Here is a 23,942-nt window from a genome sequence, read left to right as displayed (position 1 = left end):
GGGTTGACGGTGCTTTGCCTTACGCCCCGGAAGCTGTCTTCCCTACTCCCTACTCCCTACTTCACCACCCACGCCGACCTCGTCGAACGCCAGGCCAAAGCCCAGGAAGCCAAACGCGCCGCCGTCGCCGCCAAGGCCGCCGCCAAACAAGCCGAACGCGAAGGCATCACCATCGACGACAAATGGGACGGCGACGACTTCGTCCAGCAATCTGATGATCTGGTTAGCGGGTGAACATAGGGGTGGTTGACCACGAAGCATGCAAAGATACGTGGCACCCCGCTAGTCTCATGGCATGAGAGACAGTTCTTTAACCAACGGTCATCTGGTACGGTTGAATACAACCCATTATGCCCCCGGAGCCACTTTCGCTCCCGAGAGTTTTGGTAGGTAGGAATCACCCCATATCCACCAGCGGCTAAATACCAGCCTTGACAGATGTGGCCGTCTCCGAGAGTATCGACGCATGGTTGTCCGGGTCCTTTCTTCTATGCTGTATTGCACAACATCAGGCTTACGGGGGCATACCAAAGCTACCATGCGCAAGAACAGGTGCGATCAAGCCTAAACGCAACTGGTCAAATCGCTTAAGAACCATACGTAGGGACAATTAAACAGTCACTACTAACATCAAGCTGTATAACCGGGTATTAGTGAAATGCAAGTTAGAGATATCTCAGTACAAAACTTCCGGCTACTTGAGGATGTTGAAATAGCTCTTGAGAAGGACACCACACTAATTGTAGGGCGAAATAACTGCGGCAAGACTTCTCTGACTGAGCTTTTTCGCCGGCTCTTGGCAGAAAATTCACCCAAGTTTCAACTCGAAGACTTCTCACTCGGAACGCACACACACTTTTGGGAAGCACGAAAGCTATTCGCAGACAATCAAGAAGAAGACCTGATTCGAGATACTTTACCTGCTATTTCTATTGACCTAATTATTGAATATACGGACGGTGAAGATCTCGGTACTCTTTCTGATTTTATCGTTGACCTTGACGATGAGTGCTCGAATGCAAAAATTGTCGTCACTTACGCGATTGGAGCTGGAAAAATTGGTGATCTGTTTGCCGACTTGGCTGACGACAAACGAGCGTTCTTTCGTGGTGTTCGCGAACGCATTCCAAAATTGTTCGAGGCACGAATTGAAGCCCAAGATCCTAACGATGCCACCAACACAAAGACCTTGGACTACGCAAGTTTGCGGGCAGTTCTTCAATTTGGATTCATTAACGCACAAAGAGCGGTGGATGATGCCACAAGCAAAGATAAAGCGGTTTTAGGGAAAGTATTTGAGCGCCTATTTACGTCTGCTTCTGCCATAGGGGCGGGGCCAGATGATCAAGTCATAGCGGATGCTCTCAAAACCGCAGTCGAAGGGGTCCAAACCCAGATCGATGGCGACTTTAACGAAAAATTGGTAGCGTTGACGCCAACATTTGAGCTCTTCGGTTACCCGGGTTTGTCGGACCCAAAGCTTCGTACCGAGACGCAACTCGATGTTCAACAGTTGCTTTCCAATCACACCACGGTGACCTACGCTGGCCCTGATCCTGATGGAATAAATCTGCCAGAATCCTACAACGGTCTGGGTTCACGAAATCTGATCTTTATCCTGCTCAAGTTGTTCGAGATTTTTCGCGAGTTTACAAATCGCCAGTCAGAATCCGGTGTTCATATCGTTTTCATAGAAGAACCAGAAGCCCATTTACACCCGCAGATGCAGACGGTCTTTATTCGGCAACTTAATCACATTCGAACGATGTTTGAGTCGAACTACAATGAAGGCAATGCTTGGCCTGTGCAATTCGTTGTAACGACCCACTCGTCACACATTGCCAATGAAGCGTCATTTGACGCAATGAGGTATTTTCTGGCAAAGCCTCGGGAGCCAGGATCAGCAATTCTCTGTACGCAGTCGAAAAACCTGCGAAGTGGATTGAGCGGGGAAGAGCCAGAGAACCACAAGTTCCTGCATCAGTATCTGACTCTAACTCGGTGTGACCTTTTGTTTGCCGATGGTGCGATCATAGTCGAGGGGACGACAGAACGGTTGATTCTCCCAAAAGCGATTGAGAAATTTGACCGTAAGAACGGAAGTGGCCTCGGCAAGAAGTACCTTTCAATCATGGAAGTTGGAGGGGCTTATGCTCATCGGTTTTATAATCTCGTCGATTTTCTTGAGCTTCGGACCTTGGTTGTTACCGACTTAGATTCAATCGATGGTGGCAATGGTAGAACTAAGTGTAAAGTGTCTGAAGGAACGCACTCTAGTAATGCGTCACTCAATAGATGGTTTGACCCAGACAACAAAAATGCTCCCACGCTTGCGGAGATACAAGCAAAGGCTGATGACGAGAAATTACTATTTTTTCGTCGTATCGCATATCAAGTTCCGCAGACTGACGGCGACGCATGTGGGCGAAGCTTTGAAGATGCGTTTATCTTGGCGAATCCGAAAATATTTTCTCTTTGTGGTGCAACTGCGGTGGAAAGAGAGAGCGAAGCATGGGACCTGGCGGGAGTTGTCGACAAAAGTGGGTTTGCCCTCCGCTTTGCTATTGATGAGACGAATTGGGAAATTCCACGGTACATCGACGAAGGATTGCGCTGGCTCGGAGAGATTGACGTTGCTGTAACATCGCACGTCAGTGAACCATCTGGCGAGGAGAATACGGATGTCTGATATTTTGGCACCCAACCCGGCCGAAGTAGCAGCGCAACGTGCCCTTGACGAGGTGTTTCACTGTATTCATGAGAAGAAAAGCTTCCTGTTAGAAGCGGGTGCCGGAGCAGGCAAAACCTACTCTTTGGTCAAAGCACTACAGCTGATCATTGAAGTAGATGGGGTTCAGTTGCTACGCCGTCATCAAAGGGTTGCTTGCATCACCTATACCAATGTCGCGACTGACGAAGTGACAAAACGTACAGACGGCCATCCTGCCGTGTATGCATCAACCATCCACTCATTCTGCTGGGAACTGTGCAAGGGTTTCCAAGCGGTGGTTCGCTCAGAAGTCATTAATATTGCGCCGTTGGCGGAAAAGTTAAGTGAGGTTGGCGAAATAGGAGGCCGACGAATCGGTTATGAGTTAGGGCACCGTCGCGTGACAGATACGGAGATACTTCTACACCATGATGATGTCTTGAAAATAATGGTAGCTCTAATGGAGCGACCAAAATTCCGCAGGATTTTTGCGGCAAGGTTTCCAGTGCTCTTTATTGATGAGTATCAAGATACAGACGCCAATTTTGCTATAAGTATAATTGAAAAATTTGTTCAAACTGGAGACGGTCCACTTGTTGGTCTTTTCGGAGATAGTTGGCAGAAAATCTATCGAACAGGTGCGGGACACCTGGAACACCCCAATCTGCAATTGATTGGTAAGGAGGCGAATTTTCGGTCTGCACCTGATATTGTTGACGTCCTAAACCGCATACGGCCCGAGCTTCCACAGCAGGTTAGTGATCCTCAAGCTGTGGGGTCAGCCAGTGTGTTCCATTCCAATGGTTTTGCTGGAACGCGCCGAACCGGAGGGCATTGGGGTGGTGATCTTCCCGCAGATGATGTTCACCGATACCTGTCGAGCCTGCGTAGCAAGCTTACTACTACCGGGTGGGATTTTTCGCCGGATAAAACAAAAATCTTGATGCTAACACATAACGTACTTGCGGCAGAGCAGTGCTATAGCCAGATTCTTGGGGTGTTTGAATACAATGACTCGCTTCTTAAGAAAGAGGATCCTCATATTGCGTTTTTGGTAGACACTGTAGAACCTGTATGTGCAGCGTTCTCGGCCGGGAGATTTGGCGATATGTTTTCAGTTATTGGCCGAAAGGCTAGATATATCTCGACCCTCGCGGAGAAGCGTGAGTGGAGTAGAGATATCCGTCGCTTAGTAGAGATTCGCACAGAAGCGACGATTGGAGAAGTCATTGATCTCTTGAAAACTACGCGAAAACCACACCTGCCTAATGCAGTGCTCCGCACCGAGCGTCTTTTGGGGCAAGGTACACGCGAAGAGATCGATGCTTCACGGACGCTCAGTCAAATCGAAAAGCTTCGGTCTATCCCGTATTCAGAACTGATTGCCTTGGCAGATTTCATAAATGATCATACTCCATTTTCCACAAAGCACGGTGTGAAAGGGGCGCAGTTCGATAATGTTTTAGTTGTGCTCGGCCGAGGCTGGAATCAATACAACTGGACGCAATTTCTAGAGTGGTTCCCCAATCGTTATTCGTCCAGCAAGGAAAATACTTACGTGCGAAACAGAAATCTATTTTACGTAGCGTGCTCTCGGCCAAAGAAGAATCTCGCTTTGCTATTCACTCAAGTTCTTACACAAGAGGCACTGCATACACTCGAGGGGTTGTTTGGCTCAGAGAATATCTGTTCATTCAGGCCGTAATTATCTAATTTATGAATTCGTATACGAAGTGGGTGAATGTTTACAGGGGATAGATAAGTAGAGGCGTACACTTATATTCGCGCGGTACGCCTAATACAGGCGAAAAGGCTGTTTTCATCAGTCTCGGCGGCTTCGCTGCGACGCACGGCATACCGAACGCAACGATGCAAACCTGATTCTGATCGACGCTAACCGCTTCGTCGAACTCTTCCTCGACCATTATCCCGACCTCAGCCCGGAGATGCGGCACCGGTTCTCCCTCAAAAAGATCTATGACGTGGCCAGTGCGGACTAATACTTGTATTCGGAAGGTCGCACGCCCCGACTGGCGCCATTTTCGCGGGTAAGCCACACTTGCAACGAACGTGGTCAACTCTGCACCGTACGTGGCGAACCTTCCAACGAACGAAACCAACGCTCCAACGAACGTTTCGAACCTCCGAACGAACGTGGCGAAGTCTGCAACGGACGAATCTAACTCTTTAGCGCACGAATCCAAGGCTGCAACGAACGTAAACAAGTTCGAAACGCGCGCTCCGAAGTCTGCAACGAACGAATCTAACCTTGCCACGAACGTTGCAAACTCTGCAACGGACGAATTTTTTGCGATCACGCCGAAAATCGCCGCGCTGGTTTACCCCGCGATCGGGTCTCAAACGCGATGGGGCCGGACAGTCGGGCCGGGTCGCGTCCGGTAGGAACCCAAGCCAAGTGGGTGGCAGGGCGGCCGACGAATATAACGTGTGGGTTTGTGCCGGCCGGGTAAAGCCCGCATCACGGAACGGCGATAGCGGCATTGTCGGCGAAGCCACACCTCGCCCTCGGAAACGGAAGCCTTCTTCCACTTTCCGCGGGGAACTTCTCGGCCTGATTCCCGGGCAATTCCGGGGCAGATTTCCAGGGCTCACCCCTTCCGGGGGCCGGGCCTGACATGGATTCTGTTTCCGGGGGCCGGGGCGTGGCGGGTACCGACTGATTTCCGGGGCCCCCTCTACTTTTCCGGGCGGGGCTCACAACACGAACGCGGCACCGCCGCAAGGAGACTTGCCATGAGCAAGCCATATCTGCCGGCCCGAGAGTCGGAACTGGTCACGTGGACCCAGGGTTTTGCGTCGCTGATCGAAGCCAATCCCACGACCTACGGCCTCACGGCCGACCAAGCCACCGGCTACGGCGCACTGCGGGCGGTGTTCATCACCGCGTACGACACCGCCAACGAGCAGACCACCCGGTCACCGGCCAACATCGAGGCCAAGAACACGCTCAAACGCCAACTGATCGCCGAGACGCGGAAGCTGGTGCGCATCATCCAGGCCTCGCCAGCGATCAACAACGACAAGCGAGCGGCGCTGGGCATCACCGTACCCGACACCGACCCGACCCCCGTGCCGCCCCCCGAAGACGCGCCGCAGCTCGACATCGTCTCGGTCGAGGGCCGGACCGTGAAGCTCCGGCTACGCAACGCCGCCACCGGCAAACGCAAGAAGCCCGAGGGCGTCGCCACCGCGACCGTGCTCAGCTACGTGGGCGAGGACATCCCCGCCGACATCCGCGACTGGTCGTTCGAGGGCAACGACACCCGGCTGGACACCGAGGTCGAATTCGGCGACGAGTTCACCCCCGCCACCAAGGTCTGGCTGACCGCGTTCTGGTCCAACCGCCGCGGCGAATCCGGCCCGGCCTGCGCCCCGATCAGCACCCACCTCGGCTTCGGCGTCACCGCCAACCCCGGCTCCGCTTCCGGAAGTTCAGCGAGCGACCAAGCCGACGCGGCGTAAAACATCGAACCCCCCATCCCCACAATCCCGGTCCGAGACATCGGGGCGGGATTATTTGAGCCTCACGCAAAGCCGCAGAGGCGTTAAGCAGATAAGGCAATAAGGCAAGTTGTTGTCCACAGATTAAGACGATTGGAACCTGATTTTTTAAAACCCAATGCCTTGTGTGTTGGCTGCGAAATCCTGCCTTTCATCCTCTTAATCGGTGGATAAACCCTGCCTTGTCCTCCGCGTCTTCGCGGCTCTGCGTGAGACCTCTTCCAACCTTCCAAACCTCACCTATTCCGGGAGTACAAGCCATGTCCGACGTGATCCGAATCGACACGAACCCCGCGGGTGTTCCTGTGCCGGTTGAATTACCCCAGCCGCGTAGCCAACAAGACATCACGATCCGTCCCGCGATGGCGAGTGATTACCCGTTTATCGATGCGTTGCAGAAAGCCAACTCCAAAGCGGTGGGGTTCATGTGGGAGAAGGCGATAAAGGGCCACCTGTCGAAGGGGAACGTCCTCGTCGCGGTTGCAACGGGGACAGTGAACAGTTCACCGTGTTCAGTAAACAGTGGGGACGCGGATTCAACGGTGGACTGTTCACTGGGTACCGATCACTCCACCGGCTCGCCGGTGGGCTATTTAATCGCCGTGGACCGTTACCTGAAGCGGGACGAGCTGGGGATCATCTATCAGATGAACGTGGTGCCCGAGTGGCGGCGGTCGCTGGTGGCGGCGAATCTACTCAAGGCGAAGTTTGAGGCCAGCGCCTACGGGTGTCGGCTGTACTGTTGTTGGTGTGCCCAGGACCTGGAGGCGAACCACTTCTGGGAAGCGATGGGCTTCGTGCCCCTGGCGTTCCGGACGGGAGGCGGTCGGAAACGCAAAGCGGGGCCGCGGATGCACATCTTTTGGCAGAAGCGGATCCGGGAAGGCGACACGGGTGATCCCGCTTCCGGGGGGACGCCGTACTGGTTCCCGAGCCAGACCGGGGCCGGCGCGATCGGCGAGGATCGCCTCGTCCTCCCCATCCCGCCCGGCACGCACTGGAGCGACGCGAAGCCGATCGTGCTGCCGAACGGTCCCGCCCCCGGAAGTGAGGCGACCAAAGACGAAGTCTTATTACTCGAGAGCGAAGTCCAGCGGCTGGAGCGCGAGCGGAAGCAGCGGGTGAAGCAGAAGAAAGACGCCGCCCTGAAGCTCGCCACCAAGAGCGAAGCCACTCAACGCACCGTCAAACGTGGCGGCTTGCGCTTCGGTGCCCCGATGCCCTCGCCAGCAGCGAAGGAAGCCGAGCAACAAGCCGAGGCCGCGGTGGACGCGGAGTTGAAGCAAGCCAAGAAGGCGGTCAAAGCCGCGAAGAAGAAGTTTGATCCCGCTCAGGAGGCGTTTGCCCGAGAGCTCAAAGACCGTTGGCTCGAACACGTCGCCACCGATCCGGGCTTGTTGCTGCCGATCCCGAAGTACGACGTGTGTCGTCAGATCGAAGCAACCGGCTTTACTGGTAGCGCCAACGGGCGTGGGCAGCGCGATCTAATCGAACCCAAACGGCTGGACGCGGCGTGAAGGTAGCTTTTCCGGCGATTTGAATTGTCAGGCCCTAGTCAACCAATTCGATGGTTTCCATCGGCACGATCTTGCCGGCGATCACATCCTGAGACGGGGTGTAGTGGCGCATGGCGGCGTTCCAGCTGCCGGTGTCGTTTTGGATGGGGATGTTGTTGACTTTTCCTTCGCAGCCGAAGTGGACGGTGTAGGTGCCGTCGTCGTTGGGGGTGGCGGTTTCGGAGTTGATGTTGGCGATGTCGTTGAACATGAAGCCGTCTTTGTTGTAGACGGTGATGGACCAGAATCCGCCGGTGTTTTGGGGGTCTTGGAAGGTGGTGGATCGGCCGTCGAAGCCTTCAAAGAATTGGGAGAACTGGTAGATGTTGTCTTTCCAGGTCGCGCCGCCCCAGCCGATGGCGGTACCCATGAGGTAGCGGTCGGGGTCGACGTAGTCTTCGGTGCCGAACATGCGCTCGGTGTCGAGGAGGCCGGACTCAGCAAACTTCGTGAGGATGCCGTGGTGGGTTTCTTCGTATGAGGCTTGGTCGAACGCGATGGGGGCCAAGGGGGTGGCGCTGTTGGCGTGGAGCTTGATCTGGTCTTGTAGCTCGTGGATGGCGGCGAGGTCGGCGTCATCGCCGGACTGGAGGCCGATGCGGACGAGGGCGTACATGTGTTCGGTGTGGGCGGGGATGTCGTGCTCGCCGGGTTCATACACCATGTCGTAGACGCGGTGGTTTTCGTCGAGGTACATGAGGGAGATGTATCGATCGCCGGTGTCGGGGAGGGTGACGGTGGCGCCTTCGGAGGCGTCGATGATCGCCATGGAGTAGAGCGTGTCCCGGTTCATGCGGATGACGGGTTGGTTGTCGACGCTCGGTACGGACCGTTTGCGCAGGAACTTGTTCACGCCCCCGGCGTTGTTTTGGGTGATGATCATCTGCCGGTTGGTCTCGACCTGCGGGTAGTTGGATTCGGTGACGATCACCGGCTCGTCGGCCTGAGTCACGAAGCAGGCGGCGCACAGAGCGAGGCAAACAAGGGTAAGTGGCAACTTGTTCATGTTTATTGACCTAGTTGAGAAAGGCATTTCCTGCCTGGTTGGGATGTAGAAAAGAAGATTCTCTCGTCACAAAAGTGTAATCAGGCAGCAACTGAAGAGTAAAGCGAAATCGATCAACCCAGGCGAAAGGATGCAAGCGTTAGCGGCTTGCCTCATCGTTCTATTGGGTTGTTGGGTCACTTGCTGGATTGCCGCCGCGGGATGAACTTCACCGCGAGGATGAGCAGCAAGCCCACGACCAGCAGGGCGGCGGCGGCGGTGAAGATGAGGTTGCGGACAGAGGTTTCGACGACGGCGAGGCGGTCGTCGATGGCTTTGGGGCTGGCGGCGGTGTCGGCGTTGAGCAGCAGCGTGTTGGCGTCGGTGACGACCTTGTTGAGCTCGTTGAGCGCTTCGGTGTACTCGGTGATGTCGAACGGGCGCGGCGGGGGGAGGTCGGGGTAGCGTTCGTGTTTCTTGTCGCTGGCTTCCCGGGACGCGGCCATGATGCTTTCGATGCGCTCGGCCAGGCTGTTTACCGTGGTCACCAGCTCGGTGGCTTCGTTGGTCATGGACTCGCTGCGTGTGAGGAGGTTGTTCATGAGTTCTTCGTTCGCTTCGAGGTCGTCGAACAGGGCTTCACGCTGATCGCTGATGTTGTTGGGCAGTTCTTCGGCCACGGTCGTGATGCGGTTGCCCAAGTCGACGACTTCGTTGAGCCGGGTGTTGGCGATGCTGTTGTAGACGATGGCTTCGGCCCGCCACTGGGCGAGGATCATGAGGCGGGGGGCGAGCCAACTCATACGCTCGGCCAAGATCTGGGCATCGGTCACGGACTTGTTGGTGCCGGAGAGGGGGTTAACAAACCTGAGGAAGCTGCCGGGGAGGCTGGTGAAGGATTTGAGGTAGTTCGGGTCCTCACTGATGCCGGGCAGGTCGTCGAGGCGGATGTACCAGAAGTTGCGTTCGTCGGGGTTGGCTGCGGCCCATTGGTCGATGGTCGCGCGGAGGTCGATGCGTTGCTGCTCGGTCATGGCGCGGGCGGCGATGCGGAACGCTTCTTCTTGCAATCGGTCGGCGGTGATCTGGAGCAGGGGGTAGTACTCGCCGAGGTACTGTTCGCCGTTGGCGCGGAGGAACTTGGCCTGGAGGGAGACGAGGACGAGGCCGTTGAGCATGGCCGACGCGGGGATGGGGTCGACGGCGATGTCGTACATCGCGGTGACGCCGTTGATCTTGGCGGCGTGGGCGCGGCGGATGAGTTCGGGGTCGTCGGATTCGATGATGATGCGGTCGAGGGCCGAGGCCATGGACTGGCGGTAGTGGTCGGCGAAGTTGCGGACGGTGGCCTGCATCTGGGCGGGGGTGTAGTCCTTGCTCTGGGCGTCTTGCCCGCCGAGGGCGACGTCGGGTGGTGGGGGCTCGGGCGCGGTCTCGGGCAGTTCGCCAAGCGGTACGGACGGCGGGGGCTCGGGAAGCGGCTCGGGCTCAGGTTCGGGCGGCGCGGTTTTGCAGCCGACGACGAGACACGCGGCGAACAGGCTGGGGGCCAATCGTTGGAGCAGGCGGAGGTTCATACGCATGAGTGTATTCATCCCCGGGGGTTTTAGCCGCGCGGTGCGGCTTGGCCCGGCGAGAGTTCGTCGACGAGTTTTCCGTCTTCTACAACGGCCCGACCACGCAAGAACACGTGCGTCGCGTGGCCGGGGTGGGTCACGCCCTCGAAGCCGGAGTAGTCGGTGGCCATGTGGTGGGTTTGGGCGGAGATTGTTTTGGGTGCGTCGGGGTCGTAGAGCACCAGGTCGGCGTCGTAGCCGGGGGCGAGGTGGCCCTTGGTGTGGAGGCCGAAGAGGTCGGCGGCGTTGGTGCTGACCTGGGCAACAAACTGCTGCAGCGTGATCCGTCCGTCGGCGACACCCTGGTACAGCAGGTCGGCGCGGTGTTCGATGGACGGGATGCCGTTGGGGATACGGGTGAAGTCGCTGGGTTCACCGAGCGGGTTGAACTGGGCATCGACGGCTTTGGATGCGTCGGGGCAGCCTATGTGTTTCTGGGTGGCGAAGTCGAAGGGCGCGTGGTCGGTGCCGAGGGTGTGGACGTGGCCGGCGGCGAGAGCGTGCCAGAGGTAGTGCTGGTGTTCGACGCCGCGGATGGGCGGGGACATGACGTACTTCGCGCCTTCGAACGCGTCGTGGCCGGTGGAAGCGTTGCGCTGGGCGTAGGTGTCGTCGAGGGTCAGGTACGGGATGACGGTTTCGACGGCGACGTTGACGCCGCGGGCCCGGAAATCCATCGCGATCTCGACGGCGTCGCGGCAGGAGGTGTGGACGATGTAGCCGGTGGCGCCCGTCATTTCGAGGAAGGTGCAGAAGTGGTGGACGCCTTCGGTCTCGACGGACACCGGCCGGGACGGCTCGTGCCACTCGGGGCCCACCTTGCCGGCGGCGAGCAGGGCGGCCTGGTTCGCGGCAACCAGCTCGGCGTTTTCGCAGTGGGCGGTGACGATCACGCCCAGCTCGGCGGCGAGCTTGCAGACGTTGTAGAGCTCGTCATCGGTGACGCCAAACGCGCCCTTGTAAGCGAGGAAGACTTTGAACGAGCGCTGCCCGTGGTCGGCGACCAGGGTGCGGAGTTGTTGCTCGACGTCGTCGTCGAAGCGGGTGACGCCGATGTGGAAGCCGTAGTCGCACACGCCGGTGGCGGCCTTGTCCCGCCAGAGCTCGTAGGCTTCGAGCGGTTGTTCGTCGCGGCTTGGACAGACCATCTCGAGGTAGGTCGTGGTGCCGCCGACGAGGGCGGCGCGGCTCGCGGTGGGGTGGTCGTCCTTGGCGAAGGTGCCCATGAACGGCAGGTGGATGTGCACGTGGGGATCAATAAACCCGGGCATGAGCAGCTTGCCCGCCGCGTCGATGACCGTGGTGCTCTTGGGCAGGTCGGCGGGGTCGAGCTTGCCCGGCGCGGCGAGGGTGGTGATCTTGTCGCCCTCGGCGTAGAGGTCGCCGGGCTGGTCCGAGGTTGCGGTGACGAGGCGCGCGTTTTGGATGAGTAGTGGCATAGAGCAAGTGTAACCGGCGGGGTGGGGTAGGCGAAGCCCGATGCGGCGGCTGGGCCTATGCTCCGGCATGGCTTCGTACGGATCGGAAACCCTCGTCGTGGTATTGGGCAATCAGCTGTTCCCGTGGTCGGCCTACAAGCCGATGCGCGGGGCACGTTTTTTCATGGCCGAGGACCTCGGGCTCTGCACGTATGTGAAGCACCACAAGCAAAAAATCGTGCTGTTTCTCGCGGCGATGCGTTCCTATGCCGACGAACTGCGTGGCAACGGCTGCGAGGTGCATTACGACAAGTTCGAAGCTCAGAACGATAAAGCTCAGCAAGCCAGCTACGAAGAAAAGCTCGAGCGGTTTGCTAAGGGTAAGGGCATCGAGCGGCTGGTGATGTTCGAGATCGAAGACCGTTTTTTCGAAAAGCGGATCCAAGCGTTCGCGAAGCAGCAGGGCTGGGAACTGGAGTTTCTTGAGAGCCCGATGTTTGTCACGCCGCGCGAAGAGTTTGCGGATTATCTGGGCGGCTCGGGCAAGCGGCCGTTCATGGCCAAGTTCTACGAACGTCAACGCCGACGCCTGGGCATCCTGGTGGATGAACACAATCAGCCTCTGGGTGGGCAGTGGAACTTCGATGCGGACAATCGAAAGAAGTTGCCCAAGAAGGTCGAGTTCCCCGAGACGAGTTGGGCCAAGCCGACCGAGCACGTCGAGGCGGTGAAGCGGTTGGTGGCCGAGCGTTTTTCTGACCACCCGGGAGAGCTGTCCGGCGACGGCGAGTTCTGGTTGCCCACGACGCGGCGGCAGGCTTTGGCGTGGCTGCGTGAGTTTTTGGACGAGCGGTTCGTTGAGTTTGGGCCGTACGAAGATGCGCTGTCGCGGCGTGATGATGTGCTGTTTCACAGCGTGTTGTCGCCGATGTTGAACCTCGGGCTGCTCACGCCGGGCGAGGTGGTGGAGCGGGCGTTGGCCTATGCCGAAGATGCCGACGGCGAGGTGCCGCTGAACTCACTCGAAGGCTTCGTCCGCCAGGTGATCGGCTGGCGGGAGTTCGTCCGCGGGGTGTATCAGCACTACGACGACAAGCAGTCGACCACGAATTTCTGGAACCATGCCCGCAAGCTCAAGCCGTGCTGGTACGACGCGACGACGGGCCTGCCGCCGCTCGACGACGCGATCGACAAGGCACATCGCCTCGGCTGGACGCACCACATCGAGCGGCTGATGGTGTTGGCGAACCTGATGAATCTCTGCGAGGTCGAGCCGGGCGAGGCCTACCGCTGGTTCATGGAGATGTACGTCGACTCCAGCGACTGGGTCATGGGGCCGAACGTCTACGGCATGGGGCTGATGTCCGACGGCGGCGTCTTCGCTACAAAGCCCTACATCTGTGGGAGCAACTACCTCGTCAAGATGTCGGACTGCTACAAGAAATCCGATGAATGGTGCGAGACGGTGGATGGCCTGTACTGGCGATTCGTTGACAAGCACCGCGCGTTCTTCTCCCGCAACCCGCGCCTGTCCATGATGCTCGGCACCCTCGACAAGATGGACTCCGAGCGGCGTGAACGCATCTTCGGCAAAGCCCAAACGTTCATCGATGAGGTCACCGAGGGATAAGGGCCCGTTCGGTGGGCGGGCGGGGTCGGGCTCCCTAGACTCCCGTATGAACGTTCTGGTCACCGGAGCCACCGGCTACATCGGGGGTCGGCTGGTGCCTCGGCTGCTTGAAGCCGGGCACCACGTGCGTGTCCTCGTGCGCGAGACCGATCCGGTCAAAGGGCGGCCCTGGGAAAACAACGTCGAGATTGTGCAGGGCGACCTGCTGAAACCCGAGACGCTGCCCCCAGCGGTCAAGGGCATCGACGCGGCCTACTACCTGGTGCATTCGATGTACGGCGGGGCGGACTTCGCTCAGCGTGACCGCGACGCGGCAAATAACTTCGTCGCGGCCTGCCACGCCGTCGCCGAAACGACACGCCAACCCCTGCCGCACGTGATCTATCTCGGTGGGCTCGAGCCGAAAGGCCAGCCGACGCGGAGCCATCACCTGCGTAGCCGGGCCGAGGTTGGTGCTATCCTGGCGGACGGCCTGCCCAAGCGCGTGAGCGAGTTCCGCGCCGGTCCGATCATCGGGTCCGGCTCGGCGAGCTTCGAGATGGTTCGTTACCTCACCGAGCGGATCCCGGTGATGGTGACGCCCAAGTGGGTGAACACGAAGGTCCAGCCGATCGCGGTGCGGGACGTGTTGGCCTACCTGGAGGTGGCGCTCGGCGTTGGCCCCTGCGGGATAGTCGAGGTCGGGGCGGACGTGTTGAGTTTCAAGGGCATGATGCTGGGCGTGGCGAAGGAACGCGGGCACCGCCGGTTGATTGTGCCGCTGCCGGTGCTGGCGCCGAATTTGGCCGCGCGGTGGGTGGGGCTGGTGACGCCGATCCCCAATGCGTTGGCAGTGCCGCTGGTGGCGGGGGTGACGCAGGACCTGATCGCCGACACCGATAAAGCTCGCAAGCTGTTTCCGTGGATCGAGCCGATCCCGTTTCAGGACGCGGTGCGTTTTGCGCTGACCAAGATCGAACGCGGTGAGGTCGAGACCAGCTGGAGCAGCGCGGTGGTCGACGCCGCCCCGGCCAAGGGCGGCGGCGAGGTCGACACCGTTATTGAAGACCGCGAAGGCTTGGCCCGCGACCAGCGCACCTTGGCGACGGATGTCCCGGCCGAGCACGTGTTTGCCGCGGTGCAGTCGGTGGGCGGCGAGAACGGGTGGTACGTCTACCGCTGGGCGTGGTGGCTGCGTGGCGTGGCGGATGCGTTGATGGGCGGCCCCGGCTTGCGTCGTGGCCGGCGGCATCCCACCGAACTGCTCGAAGGGGAAGCGCTGGACTGGTGGCGGGTGGACGCGATCGAGCCGCCTCTGTTTGGAGCAACGGCGGATGAAGACACGCGCTCGCCTGGCCTGCTGCGCTTGCGGGCCGAGATGCGGGTGCCGGGCCGGGCCTGGCTGCAGTGGGAGGTCGAACGACGCGCCGGCAAGACGATCCTCCGTCAGACCGCGCTGTTCGATCCGCACGGCCTGCCGGGCACGCTGTACTGGTACTCGCTGGTGCCTGCGCACGGACTGATCTTTCCTTCGATGCTCAAAGCCTTGGAGCGTGAGGCGCGAGCGTTGTGGCAACAAGAAGAAAGTGCCGAGGGCGAAGTCTCGGTCGCCGTGGCGGCCCCGGGGCATTGACCCGGGGTTGAAGTTGGGATGTTGCCATGCCGCGTGACACACGAAACCCGAATAACCTGCCGACCAAGACCTGCCCGGTGTGCGGCCGGGACTTTGTGTGGCGCAAGAAGTGGGAACGCGACTGGGATCGCGTGAAATACTGCTCGAAAGCCTGCAGCAAGTCGGCGAAACAGGCACCCATCGCAAAAAGCTGAAGGTTTGTCGCGGTCGGCCGGGCCGTTTGGGCCTACCATGGTTGTTACCGTGTTTGTCACAGAGGTTTGGCATGAGCAAGCAAATCGTCATCGTGGGTGCGGGGCCGGGCGGACTCGCCGCCGCGATGCTTCTCGCCCAGTCCGGGGCCAAAGTCACCGTGTTGGAAAAACGCGACCGTGTGGGGGGACGCACCTCCACGATCACCACGGACGAAGGCTTCAAGTTCGATATGGGGCCGACGTTTTTCCTGTACCCGCGTATCCTCGAAGAAGTCTTCGCGATGTGCGGGCGTGACCTGCATCGCGAGGTGGAGATGGTCCGCCTCGACCCGCAGTACCACCTCTTGTTTGAAGGCGACGACGGCAAGGTCATGGGCGACCTGCGCGCGACGCCCGACATCCAGCGGATGCAGGCCGAAATCGCCCGCATCTCGCCCGAAGACGCCCAGCGCTTCCCGAAATTCATCGAAGAGAACCGCGAGAAGTTCGACGCCTTCACGCCCATCCTTCAGAAGCCCTGGCAGGGCGTGACCGACTACGTGAACCTGTCGATGATGAAGATGCTGCCCCTGGTTCGGCCGTGGGCGAGCGTCGACGGCGATCTTGGCCGCTACTTCAAAGACGAACGCATCCGTCTGGCCTTCAGCTTCCAGAGCAAGTACCTGGGCATGAGCCCGTTCAAGTGCCCGAGCCTGTTCACGATCCTGTCTTACCTCGAGTACGACTACGGCGTGTTCCACCCGACCGGCGGATGCGCCGCAGTGAGTGAGGCGATGGCACGTGTCGCCGAGGAGATGGGCGTCGATATCCGTCTGAACGCGGGGGTGGATGCGATGCGGTTCGAGGGCAAGCGTTGCGTCGGCGTGACCGCGGGGGGGCAAGACCTCGAAGCGGACGCGGTGGTGGTTAACGCCGACTTCGCCAACGCGATGAATCAACTGGTGCCCGACGGCGTGCGTCGCCGGTGGACCGACGCGAAGCTGGAAACGAAGAAGTACTCCTGCTCGACGTTCATGATGTACCTCGGGGTGGACATCCCACCGGACGAGTTGGGCGGCTTCGATGGCAAAGGCCTCGAACACCACAGCATCTTCCTCGCGAAGGACTACCCCAAGAACCTCGACGAGATCGAGAACCAGCACAAGCTCTCGGACAACCCGTCGGTGTACGTGCATCACGCCGGGCGGACCGACCCGACCATGGCGCCGGACGGGATGACGTCGCTCTACATCCTCGCCCCGGTGACGCACGAGCACGGCAACGTCGATTGGTCGCAGCAGCTCCAGCCGTTCCGCGCCAAGGTGATGCACCAACTCACCAAGCTCGGCCTGCCCGCCGACCTCGAATCGCGCATCCGCTACGAAAAAGTCATGACCCCCGTGACCTGGCGGACCGAGATGGACATCTACAAAGGTGCCACGTTCAACCTCGCCCACAACCTCGGCCAGATGCTGCACCTCCGCCCGCAGAACCGCTTCGAGGATGTGGACGGTGTGTACCTCGTCGGCGGCGGTACCCACCCCGGCAGCGGTCTCCCGGTGATCTACGAAGGCGCACGGATTACGTCACGTCTGTTGCTCGAAGACCTGGGCATGTCCGCGTCCTGGCAGGCCCCCGAGCCCGCGACCGCAACACCGGGGTTTGCCTCGGCGTCAACCACTCCCGCATCGGCCGAGCCGCTCACCACGGTCTAGGGATTCCGCACCTCGTGACGCACGATTCATCCGCCACCTCGTCTTGGTCCTCGTTGCCACTCAAGCAGCGGGTCCAACTCATCGGCGGACTGCGTCACGTTCTGGCCGATCAATCCGAACGCTTCATCGCGCCGCTGCGAGCGCTGTCGACGAGGAGCCACGACTCGGAGACACTCGCCGCGGAAGTACTGCCGTTGGCCGAGGCGTGCGGGTGGATCGCACAAAACGCAACGAAGCTCTTGCGCCCCCAAAAACTCGGCGGACGCGGTCGGCCGAGGTGGCTGTGGGGCGTGGCGTCGGAGATTCACCGTGAGCCCATGGGCAACGTGTTGATCATTGCGCCGGGTAACTTCCCGTTGTTTCTGCCTGGCGTCCAAGTGGTGCAGGCCTTGGCGGCGGGCAACCGGGTGTGGGTCAAGCCTTCGCCGGGGCCCGGGTGTGTTGAGATCATGCGGGAGCTCGCCGCAGCGCTCCACGAGTTGGGTTTGCCCGAAGAGGCGCTAACGGTCACGGGTACCGACCCGTCTGAACTCGATGCGCTCTACCCCGCGATGGACAAGGTGTTTCTCACCGGCTCGGAGACCACGGGCAAACTTGTTCAAGCCAAGTGCGCCGAGCACAGCATCCCGTGTGTGATGGAGCTGTCGGGCTGCGACGCGGTCGTGGTGTTGACCGGGGCGGACGTCGAGCTCGCGGCGAAATGCATCGCGTTCGGCTTAACGCTCAACGGCTCGGCGACGTGTATCGCGCCGCGGCGGGTGTTTGTCGAGCAAGGCTTGCACGACCGTCTCGTGGATCGTCTTCGGGAACTACTCGCCGAAACACCCGCAACCCCGATCCCGCCGCGGACGCGCGACCTCGTGAATGGGTTGCTCGATGAAGTGCGGGAGCAGGGCGGTGAGGTCCACGGCGAATCGACACCGTTAGGCGACACCATGAAACCGGTGGTGGTGACGGGCGTAGATGCGACGTGCCGTTTGCTGCAGACCGATGTGTTTGCACCGGTGGTCTCGGTCGTGCCGGTGGCAGACGGTGACGAAGCGTTGCGTGAAGCGAGCCGGTGCGGGTACCGCTTGGGCGCGTCGGTGTTCGGCCCCGACCGCGAGGCGTACGACTTCGCCACGCGGATCGATGCGGGGTGCGTGGTGGTTAACGACGTGATCGTGCCCACGGCCGACCCTCGTTTGCCGTTTGCCGGGCGTGGCCGGAGCGGTTTCGGTGCGACACGCGGGGCGGATGGGTTGCTGGAAATGACCCGGGTCAAGGCGATCACCGCCCGGCGGTGGAAGCTGCACCCGCACCTCCGGCCGACGGATGCGACGACCGTGCCGATCCTGCGGGCGTTATTGCGGATGAGTCACGCAAAAGGCGTCGCGGCGCGGGTCAAGGCGGGGTGTAGCTTGCTAACATTATCGAGGCGGAACAGCTCCGCCCAAGATCAGGAGTAAACACATGGATATGCCCGACCCGGATCGAACAAGCGCAACGAACCACGTCGCGGTGGTGGGGGCCGGCCTCGGTGGATTGGCGGCGGCGTGTACCCTCGCGGCCCGCGGCCACTGGGTCACGCTGTTCGACAAGAACTCCTGGCTGGGCGGCAAAGCGGCGCAGCTCGTCTCCGACGGCGAGCCCGGCGAGCGGTTTAAGTTCGACATGGGGCCGACGATCCTGACCGTGCCGCGCGTGCTCGAACGCATCTTCAAAGAAGCCGGCCGGGATATGCACGACTACCTCGACCTGGTTCGGCTCGACCCGCAGTGGCGCTGCTTCTTCGACGAGTCGCAGGGCGGCGGGGGCGTGCTGGACCTTCGGCAGAGCGTCGAAGACATGCAACGCGAGCTGGAGATGTTCCAAGACCGCACGCCCGCCCACGGCAAGGCCGGGGCCCCGGTCTCCGGCGAGCAGTACGCCGAGCTCATCAAATACACCGAACGCCTGCACCGCATCAGCGACGACTTCTACTTCTGGAAGTCCATCGGCGGGCTCAAAGATATGATGATGGACGGCGGCTTCGGCGGCACGTTCAACCTGAACACGCTCAAAGACGTGCTCTCGATGCGGATGGGTAAATCCGTCGCGAGCACCATCCGCAAGTACATCCCCGACCACCGCGTGTCGCAGATGCTCGACCACTTCACGCAGTACGTCGGCAGCAGCCCCTACGGCAGCCCGGCCATCCTCTGCGGTATCGCGTCGATGCAGGTCAACGAGGGCGTGTGGTACCCCATGGGCGGCACCCGCGCGGTGCCCGAGGCGCTCACCAAGCTGGCCCGCGAGCTCGGCGTCGACCTTCGCCCCGGTGAAGGCGTGTCACGCATCGTCACCGAACGCGGCAAGGTGGTCGGCGTCGAGACCGAAGCGGGCGAACGCGTCGCCTGCGGCGCGGTCGTCTCGAACATGGACTCGGTCCGCACCCACCGCGAACTCGTCGGTGGCGACGTGGCCAAGGCCTTCGATAAACGCCGGGGCTACGAACCCGCCTGCTCGGGCGTGGTGCTCTACCTCGGGCTCAATAAGGCCTACGACCACCTGGCCCACCACGACTTCGTCTTCAGCCGTGACCCCGAGGAAGAGTTCGACTCGATCTACAAGAAAGGCGAGCCCGCCCCGGACCCCACTGCCTACCTCGCCGCGACCGCGCGGACCGAGCCCCCCGGGGCCGTCGCCCCGCCCGGCGGCGAAGCGCTCTACGTCCTGGTCCACACGCCCTACATGCGGCCGCACCACGACTGGTCCAAGGACGGCGAGCTGTTCAAGTCCTACCGCCAGACCATCCTCGACAAACTCAAACGCACCGCGGGCATGCCCGACCTCGAAGAGCGCATCGTCTTCGAGCGAGCGCTCACGCCCCAAGACATCCACGATCGCTACAACGTGCTCAACGGCGCGATCTACGGCCTGGCGTCGCACGGCAAGTGGCTGGGCGCGTTCAAGCCCGCCAACCGCAGCATGGATGTCGAGGGCCTCTACCTCGCGGGTGGCGCGGCCCACCCCGGGCCGGGCATGCCGATGGTCATGATGTCGGGTTGGATCGCCGCCGACAGCCTGGATCAGGACGGCCTGATCACCCCCGGCGACAAGCCCGCGGTCTCGCCCGAGCCCGCCGCTGTCTGATTGGTATTCCCACTTCACCCAGGAAACTTTCCCATGGATGTCTTCGACGCGATCAATCAACGCCGTTCGGTTAAAGCTTACGACCCCGATCACCGCATGAGCGATGAGGAGATCGAGCAGCTCTTCACGCTGGCGATCCAATCGCCCACGAGCTTTAACATCCAGCACTGGCGCTTCGTCCTGGTCCGCGACCCCGAGATCCGTAAGAAGATCCGCGCGGTGGGTAACGACCAGGCCCAAATGACCGACGCGTCGCTCCTTGTGGTGATGACCGCCGACATGAAAGCTTGGGAGAAATCGCCCGAGCGTTACTGGGCCAACGCGCCCAAGGAAGTCGCCGACCTGCTGGTGAACTGGATGGGCCCGTTCCACGAGGGCCGTGACTTCCTGCAACGCGACGAGGCGAACCGCTCGATGGGCATGGCGATGCAGACGCTGATGCTCGCGGCCAAGGGGATGGGCTACGACTCCTGCCCGATGATCGGCTTCGACTTCGACCCCGTCGCCGAGCTGATCAACCTGCCCGATGATCACGTGCTCGGACCGATGGTGGCGATCGGCAAGGGCGTGAAAGAGCCCTGGCCCAAGCCCGGCCAACTGCCGCTGTCCGAAGTCCTGATCGAGAACCGTTTCGCCTGATTGCCATGACAGCCGACCCGGCGGGCACCCCCGCGACGCATCCCGACTTGCCCGAGGTTTCGGCGAGGTGGGTGCGCATGCTCGCGTGGTACGGCCCGCGTTACGTCGACAAAAACTTCAGCGCGGTTCGCCTGCTGGGTGATCCGCCGGACACCGAGAATCCTCGGCCGCTTTTGGTTTATCTCAACCACCCGTCCTGGTGGGACCCGATGGCGATCATGCTGTTGTGTGCCCGCTACTTCCGACACCGCACGGGCTACGGCCCGATCGACGCGGTGGGCCTGGAGAAGTACCGCTTCATGGAGAAGCTGGGCTTCTTTGGGATCGACCTGCAGTCGCGGGCCGGGGCGGAGCGTTTCCTGAAGATCGGAAGGGCGGTGTTGTCGACGCCGAACCAGACGCTATGGGTGACGGCCGAGGGACACTTCACCGACGCCCGCAAACGCCCGGTGTCGCTCCGGCCCGGGGTGGCGCACCTGGCGCGCAAAGCCGACCCCGCGATCGGGGCGGAAGCGGTGCCGCTGGCGATCGAGTACGTCTTCGGCGAAGAGAAGCAGCCGGAGATGCGGCTGGCGTTCGGCGAGCCTATTGTCCTGGGAGACCCTTCACGATCGGCCTCCGACTGGAACACGCATTTGGCCAACCGCCTCGAACAAACCATGGACCACCTCGCCGAGGCCAGCCTCGCGGGGGACCTCTCGGTGTTCACCACGCTCGGCGACGGCAAGCGCGGCGTCGGCGGGGTGTATGACCTGTGGCGAAGAGCACGGGCGGCACTCAAGGGTGAACAATTCGACGCGGCCCACGGCTCCCGGGGGGACGCTTCATGACCGTGCTCGCCTGGGCCATGCTCGTGCTTGCGGTGCTTCCGGCCGCGATGATTGCGATGAACCTCTTGCTCTACCAACCCGCCCGGAAATTGCGTGAGGGCGAGTTGGCGCAATGCCATCCGGTCAGCGTGTTGATCCCCGCACGCGACGAGGCACAGACGATCGAAGACGCGATCAAGTCCGCGCTCTCGGCTGCGGAAGGTTTGGAGGCCGAGGTCGTGGTACTCGACGACCACTCGACCGATGGCACGCCCGACCTGGTGCGTGCGTTGGCGGACGATAACCCGCAAGTCCGCCTTGAACAGGCCCCGCCGTTGCCGACGGGGTGGAACGGCAAGCAGCACGCCTGCTGGGTGCTGGCTCAGCGTGCGAAGTATCCCACCCTGTTGTGGGTCGATGCGGATGTCCGTTTGCAGCCGGGCAGTGTTCCGCGGATGGAGCGTTACCTGCGCGAGAACAAGTCGGGGGCCAAGCTCATCAGCGGCGTGCCCCGGCAGATCACCGGGACCTGGCTTGAGTTGCTGATCATCCCGCAGATCCTGTGGGTGTTGCTGGGCTACCTCCCGATGATCCGCATGCGTCGCTCGACGATGCCGGGCTTCGGCGCGGGTTGCGGGCAGTTGTTCATGGCCGATCGCGAGGCGTACCTGGCCAGCGGCGGGCATGAGGCGATCTCCGGCTCGGTGCACGACGGCGTCGACCTGCCGCGGACGTTCCGCAAAGCGGGCCACATGACCGATCTGTTCGACGCGACCGATGCCGCGGTATGCCGGATGTACACCACGACCGGGGAGACGTGGAAGGGCTTCACGAAGAACGCCACCTCGGGCATGGGCTCGCGCAAAGCGATCCTGCCGTGGACGATTCTGCTCTTGGGGGCTCAGATCGTCCCGTGGTTTTGGCTGGTGGCGTCGGGGGCGCAGGGCTGGATGCCGTGGACCGCGGCGGGGTGTGCGGCGTTGTCCAGTGTGATGGTTGCGTTGGCGTTTCGGCAGGGCGTGTTGGCGGCAATGACCCGGCCGCTGGGCATCTTGGCCCTGTTGGCCGTGCAGTGGGCGGCGCAGTGGCAGGAGTCCCGCGGGGTACGTCCGACGTGGCGAGGCCGCGTGACCACTCGATGAGTGATGCGGCGGTAAACGTTTAGCGGGCGATCGTAGATCGCCGTGTGGGTGTCATGAAATACAGAGCGCGGATCTGCGATCCGCGGCTAAACGTATCGGATTAAATTGGGAATACTACGACGCAGGCCCCTGGCTCAGGTGTTCGTGAACCACCATCCACGACTCGCCCCGCCGTTGCATGACGCACGTACCGCGACCGGCCCCCGACATCGATTCGCCGTTGATCTTCCCCGCCCATTCGTAGCGGTAGGTGCACACCGCGCATCCGTCGTTTTCGATCAGCCAACACGGGTCCAGGATGCGGTAGTCCTCGCCCTCGATCGTCTCGAAGTTGTGGCGGATGGCCCTGGCGATCGCGGGCTTGCCGACGTGGCTCGTGCCGTTGCTGAACCAGTAGACCGCGTCGTCGTGAATGAGTTCCAGGAGCGCATCGAGGTCGTGGTTGCGGCTCGCCGTCTCGTATTGGCGGAGGCATTCTTCGGGGGTCATGGGGAATCCCTTTCAGATCAGCCGGATCAGGGCGACAGCCGTTCGATCTTCCACGCGCCGCCGTCGGGGAGGTAACGCAGCCGATCGTGGAGGCGAGACGGTTGGCCCTGCCAGAACTCGAACGAGGTGGGCACGACACGGTAGCCGCCCCAGGTCGGCGGGACGGGGATGGGCGTTTCGTCGGGGTACTCTTCGGTGAGCTGGAAGAACTTGAGCATCAGGTCTTCCCGTCCGTCGATCACGGAGGACTGCTCCGAACACCACGCCCCGAGCTGCGACTCGCGCGGCCGGGTCTTGAAGTAGGCCGCGGTTTCCTCGGCATCGACCTTGGTGACGCTGCCGTGCACACGCACGCAGCGCGAGAGGGTGTCCCAGTAAAAGTTCATGCACGCGCGCGGGTTGGCGGCGAGTTCTTCGCCTTTGGCCGAGGCGTAGTTGGTGTAGAAGACGAAGCCGCGATCCGGGGCTTTGTCGCCCCCCGAGCCGGGCTCCGCAGCCGCCGGCTTGGCGTCGTCGATGCCTTTGAGCAGCAGGGTGCGGGCGTTAGGCGTGCCGTCGGCCGAGGCGGTGGCGAGGGTAAACGCGTTGGGTTCGAGGATGCCCGCCTGCTGGGCGTCGTCGAACCAGGCGGTGAACTGGTCGAACGGGTCGGCACTCAGGTCTTCGGGATCGATCGGCTCGGGCGTGTAGTTCTGACGGAGGTCTTGGATGGCCATGGTGCCGCTATTTTAGGACGGATCAAGCCGAGGGTGGGACGCAGCCGATTTCCATGTTGTGCCACCGCTGGGAATGCAGCGCCCGGCTTTCCCGGG

General features: G+C 61.1%; 19 protein-coding genes. 14 read left to right on the top strand and 5 right to left on the bottom strand.

Annotation, left to right across the window (positions count from 1 at the left end; translation table 11 throughout):
* The first annotated feature begins 9 nt into the window (after positions 1 to 9).
* The 5 genes from HNQ40_RS03965 to HNQ40_RS03945 all read left to right on the top strand — a co-directional run bounded on the left by HNQ40_RS03965 (position 10) and on the right by HNQ40_RS03945 (position 7,749).
* Positions 10 to 234, top strand: a complete 225-nt coding sequence (locus HNQ40_RS03965) for a hypothetical protein (protein WP_184676585.1) — start codon at positions 10 to 12, stop codon at positions 232 to 234.
* A 424-nt stretch (positions 235 to 658) separates the two neighbouring features.
* A complete protein-coding gene (locus HNQ40_RS03960; protein ID WP_184676584.1) occupies positions 659 to 2,689 on the top strand; it encodes an ATP-dependent nuclease in 2,031 nt (676 codons plus the stop codon).
* Entirely contained in the window at positions 2,682 to 4,415 is a 1,734-nt protein-coding gene (locus HNQ40_RS03955) for a UvrD-helicase domain-containing protein (RefSeq protein ID WP_184676583.1), read from the top strand. The genes HNQ40_RS03960 and HNQ40_RS03955 overlap by 8 nt, the downstream gene beginning before the upstream one ends.
* Positions 4,416 to 5,464: 1,049 nt before the next feature.
* Positions 5,465 to 6,193 carry a hypothetical protein gene (locus HNQ40_RS03950; protein ID WP_184676582.1) on the top strand — a complete coding sequence of 243 codons (729 nt, stop codon included), beginning with the start codon at positions 5,465 to 5,467 and terminating at the stop codon, positions 6,191 to 6,193.
* 299 nt (positions 6,194 to 6,492) lie between these two features.
* Entirely contained in the window at positions 6,493 to 7,749 is a 1,257-nt protein-coding gene (locus HNQ40_RS03945; protein WP_184676581.1) for a hypothetical protein, read from the top strand.
* A gap of 34 nt (positions 7,750 to 7,783) precedes the next feature.
* On the opposite strand, the gene HNQ40_RS03940 is transcribed toward HNQ40_RS03945, so the two are convergent.
* The 3 genes from HNQ40_RS03940 to hydA all read right to left on the bottom strand — a co-directional run bounded on the left by HNQ40_RS03940 (position 7,784) and on the right by hydA (position 11,828).
* Positions 7,784 to 8,794 carry a DUF1254 domain-containing protein gene (locus HNQ40_RS03940; RefSeq protein ID WP_184676580.1) on the bottom strand — a complete coding sequence of 337 codons (1,011 nt, stop codon included), beginning with the start codon at positions 8,792 to 8,794 and terminating at the stop codon, positions 7,784 to 7,786.
* Positions 8,795 to 8,970: 176 nt separating this feature from the next.
* Complete coding sequence (locus HNQ40_RS03935; RefSeq protein WP_184676579.1) at positions 8,971 to 10,368, bottom strand: hypothetical protein; 1,398 nt, start codon at positions 10,366 to 10,368, stop codon at positions 8,971 to 8,973.
* Between the two features lie 11 nt (positions 10,369 to 10,379).
* Entirely contained in the window at positions 10,380 to 11,828 is a 1,449-nt protein-coding gene (gene hydA, locus HNQ40_RS03930) for a dihydropyrimidinase (protein WP_184676578.1), read from the bottom strand.
* Between the two features lie 67 nt (positions 11,829 to 11,895).
* Between hydA and HNQ40_RS03925 the strand changes: the two genes are divergently transcribed.
* The 9 genes from HNQ40_RS03925 (at position 11,896) to HNQ40_RS03885 (ending at position 22,641) form a co-directional block, all read left to right on the top strand.
* Positions 11,896 to 13,437, top strand: a complete 1,542-nt coding sequence (locus tag HNQ40_RS03925; protein ID WP_184676577.1) for a cryptochrome/photolyase family protein — start codon at positions 11,896 to 11,898, stop codon at positions 13,435 to 13,437.
* A gap of 46 nt (positions 13,438 to 13,483) precedes the next feature.
* A complete protein-coding gene (locus HNQ40_RS03920; protein ID WP_184676576.1) occupies positions 13,484 to 15,049 on the top strand; it encodes an SDR family oxidoreductase in 1,566 nt (521 codons plus the stop codon).
* Between the two features lie 26 nt (positions 15,050 to 15,075).
* A complete protein-coding gene (locus tag HNQ40_RS03915) occupies positions 15,076 to 15,243 on the top strand; it encodes a DUF2256 domain-containing protein (protein WP_184676575.1) in 168 nt (55 codons plus the stop codon).
* Positions 15,244 to 15,314: 71 nt separating this feature from the next.
* Positions 15,315 to 16,937, top strand: coding sequence for a phytoene desaturase family protein (gene crtI, locus HNQ40_RS03910; RefSeq protein WP_184676574.1), 1,623 nt, complete (start codon positions 15,315 to 15,317; stop codon positions 16,935 to 16,937).
* 14 nt (positions 16,938 to 16,951) lie between these two features.
* The gene (locus tag HNQ40_RS03905) at positions 16,952 to 18,385 is read left to right on the top strand and encodes an aldehyde dehydrogenase family protein (RefSeq protein WP_184676572.1); all 1,434 of its coding nucleotides are present in this window, start codon (positions 16,952 to 16,954) and stop codon (positions 18,383 to 18,385) included.
* A gap of 4 nt (positions 18,386 to 18,389) precedes the next feature.
* Entirely contained in the window at positions 18,390 to 20,051 is a 1,662-nt protein-coding gene (locus HNQ40_RS03900; protein WP_184676570.1) for a phytoene desaturase family protein, read from the top strand.
* A gap of 33 nt (positions 20,052 to 20,084) precedes the next feature.
* A complete protein-coding gene (locus tag HNQ40_RS03895; RefSeq protein WP_184676568.1) occupies positions 20,085 to 20,690 on the top strand; it encodes a nitroreductase family protein in 606 nt (201 codons plus the stop codon).
* 5 nt (positions 20,691 to 20,695) lie between these two features.
* Entirely contained in the window at positions 20,696 to 21,520 is an 825-nt protein-coding gene (locus HNQ40_RS03890) for a lysophospholipid acyltransferase family protein (RefSeq protein ID WP_221435365.1), read from the top strand.
* Positions 21,517 to 22,641: a glycosyltransferase gene (locus HNQ40_RS03885; RefSeq protein WP_184676566.1), complete on the top strand. Its 1,125-nt coding sequence runs from the start codon at positions 21,517 to 21,519 to the stop codon at positions 22,639 to 22,641. Before HNQ40_RS03890 ends, HNQ40_RS03885 begins: the two co-directional genes overlap by 4 nt.
* Positions 22,642 to 22,755: 114 nt before the next feature.
* Here the strand turns inward: HNQ40_RS03885 and HNQ40_RS03880 are convergent, their stop codons facing one another.
* Positions 22,756 to 23,130, bottom strand: a complete 375-nt coding sequence (locus tag HNQ40_RS03880) for a YybH family protein (RefSeq protein ID WP_184676564.1) — start codon at positions 23,128 to 23,130, stop codon at positions 22,756 to 22,758.
* A 26-nt stretch (positions 23,131 to 23,156) separates the two neighbouring features.
* Positions 23,157 to 23,846, bottom strand: coding sequence for a pyridoxamine 5'-phosphate oxidase (gene pdxH / locus HNQ40_RS03875; RefSeq protein WP_184676562.1), 690 nt, complete (start codon positions 23,844 to 23,846; stop codon positions 23,157 to 23,159).
* Positions 23,847 to 23,942: the final 96 nt, after the last annotated feature.

This window comes from Algisphaera agarilytica, assembly GCF_014207595.1.
Lineage (GTDB): Bacteria > Planctomycetota > Phycisphaerae > Phycisphaerales > Phycisphaeraceae > Algisphaera > Algisphaera agarilytica.
Note: the sequence above shows the minus strand (reverse complement) of the source record. Positions and strands in the feature narration are given on the sequence as shown.

What these genes read in the sequence shown, in the direction of transcription:
- HNQ40_RS03950 (WP_184676582.1), top strand. Translation starts at nt 5,465, where the DNA reads ATGAGCAAGCCATATCTGCCGGCCCGAGAGTCGGAACTGGTCACGTGG.
- crtI (WP_184676574.1), top strand. Translation starts at nt 15,315, where the DNA reads ATGAGCAAGCAAATCGTCATCGTGGGTGCGGGGCCGGGCGGACTCGCC.
- HNQ40_RS03890 (WP_221435365.1), top strand. Translation starts at nt 20,696, where the DNA reads ATGACAGCCGACCCGGCGGGCACCCCCGCGACGCATCCCGACTTGCCC.
- HNQ40_RS03920 (WP_184676576.1), top strand. Translation starts at nt 13,484, where the DNA reads ATGAACGTTCTGGTCACCGGAGCCACCGGCTACATCGGGGGTCGGCTG.
- HNQ40_RS03935 (WP_184676579.1), bottom strand. Translation starts at nt 10,368, where the DNA reads ATGAATACACTCATGCGTATGAACCTCCGCCTGCTCCAACGATTGGCC.
- HNQ40_RS03885 (WP_184676566.1), top strand. Translation starts at nt 21,517, where the DNA reads ATGACCGTGCTCGCCTGGGCCATGCTCGTGCTTGCGGTGCTTCCGGCC.
- HNQ40_RS03960 (WP_184676584.1), top strand. Translation starts at nt 659, where the DNA reads ATGCAAGTTAGAGATATCTCAGTACAAAACTTCCGGCTACTTGAGGAT.
- HNQ40_RS03945 (WP_184676581.1), top strand. Translation starts at nt 6,493, where the DNA reads ATGTCCGACGTGATCCGAATCGACACGAACCCCGCGGGTGTTCCTGTG.
- HNQ40_RS03880 (WP_184676564.1), bottom strand. Translation starts at nt 23,130, where the DNA reads ATGACCCCCGAAGAATGCCTCCGCCAATACGAGACGGCGAGCCGCAAC.
- HNQ40_RS03925 (WP_184676577.1), top strand. Translation starts at nt 11,896, where the DNA reads ATGGCTTCGTACGGATCGGAAACCCTCGTCGTGGTATTGGGCAATCAG.
- HNQ40_RS03915 (WP_184676575.1), top strand. Translation starts at nt 15,076, where the DNA reads ATGCCGCGTGACACACGAAACCCGAATAACCTGCCGACCAAGACCTGC.
- HNQ40_RS03900 (WP_184676570.1), top strand. Translation starts at nt 18,390, where the DNA reads ATGGATATGCCCGACCCGGATCGAACAAGCGCAACGAACCACGTCGCG.
- HNQ40_RS03940 (WP_184676580.1), bottom strand. Translation starts at nt 8,794, where the DNA reads ATGAACAAGTTGCCACTTACCCTTGTTTGCCTCGCTCTGTGCGCCGCC.
- hydA (WP_184676578.1), bottom strand. Translation starts at nt 11,828, where the DNA reads ATGCCACTACTCATCCAAAACGCGCGCCTCGTCACCGCAACCTCGGAC.
- HNQ40_RS03895 (WP_184676568.1), top strand. Translation starts at nt 20,085, where the DNA reads ATGGATGTCTTCGACGCGATCAATCAACGCCGTTCGGTTAAAGCTTAC.
- pdxH (WP_184676562.1), bottom strand. Translation starts at nt 23,846, where the DNA reads ATGGCCATCCAAGACCTCCGTCAGAACTACACGCCCGAGCCGATCGAT.
- HNQ40_RS03955 (WP_184676583.1), top strand. Translation starts at nt 2,682, where the DNA reads ATGTCTGATATTTTGGCACCCAACCCGGCCGAAGTAGCAGCGCAACGT.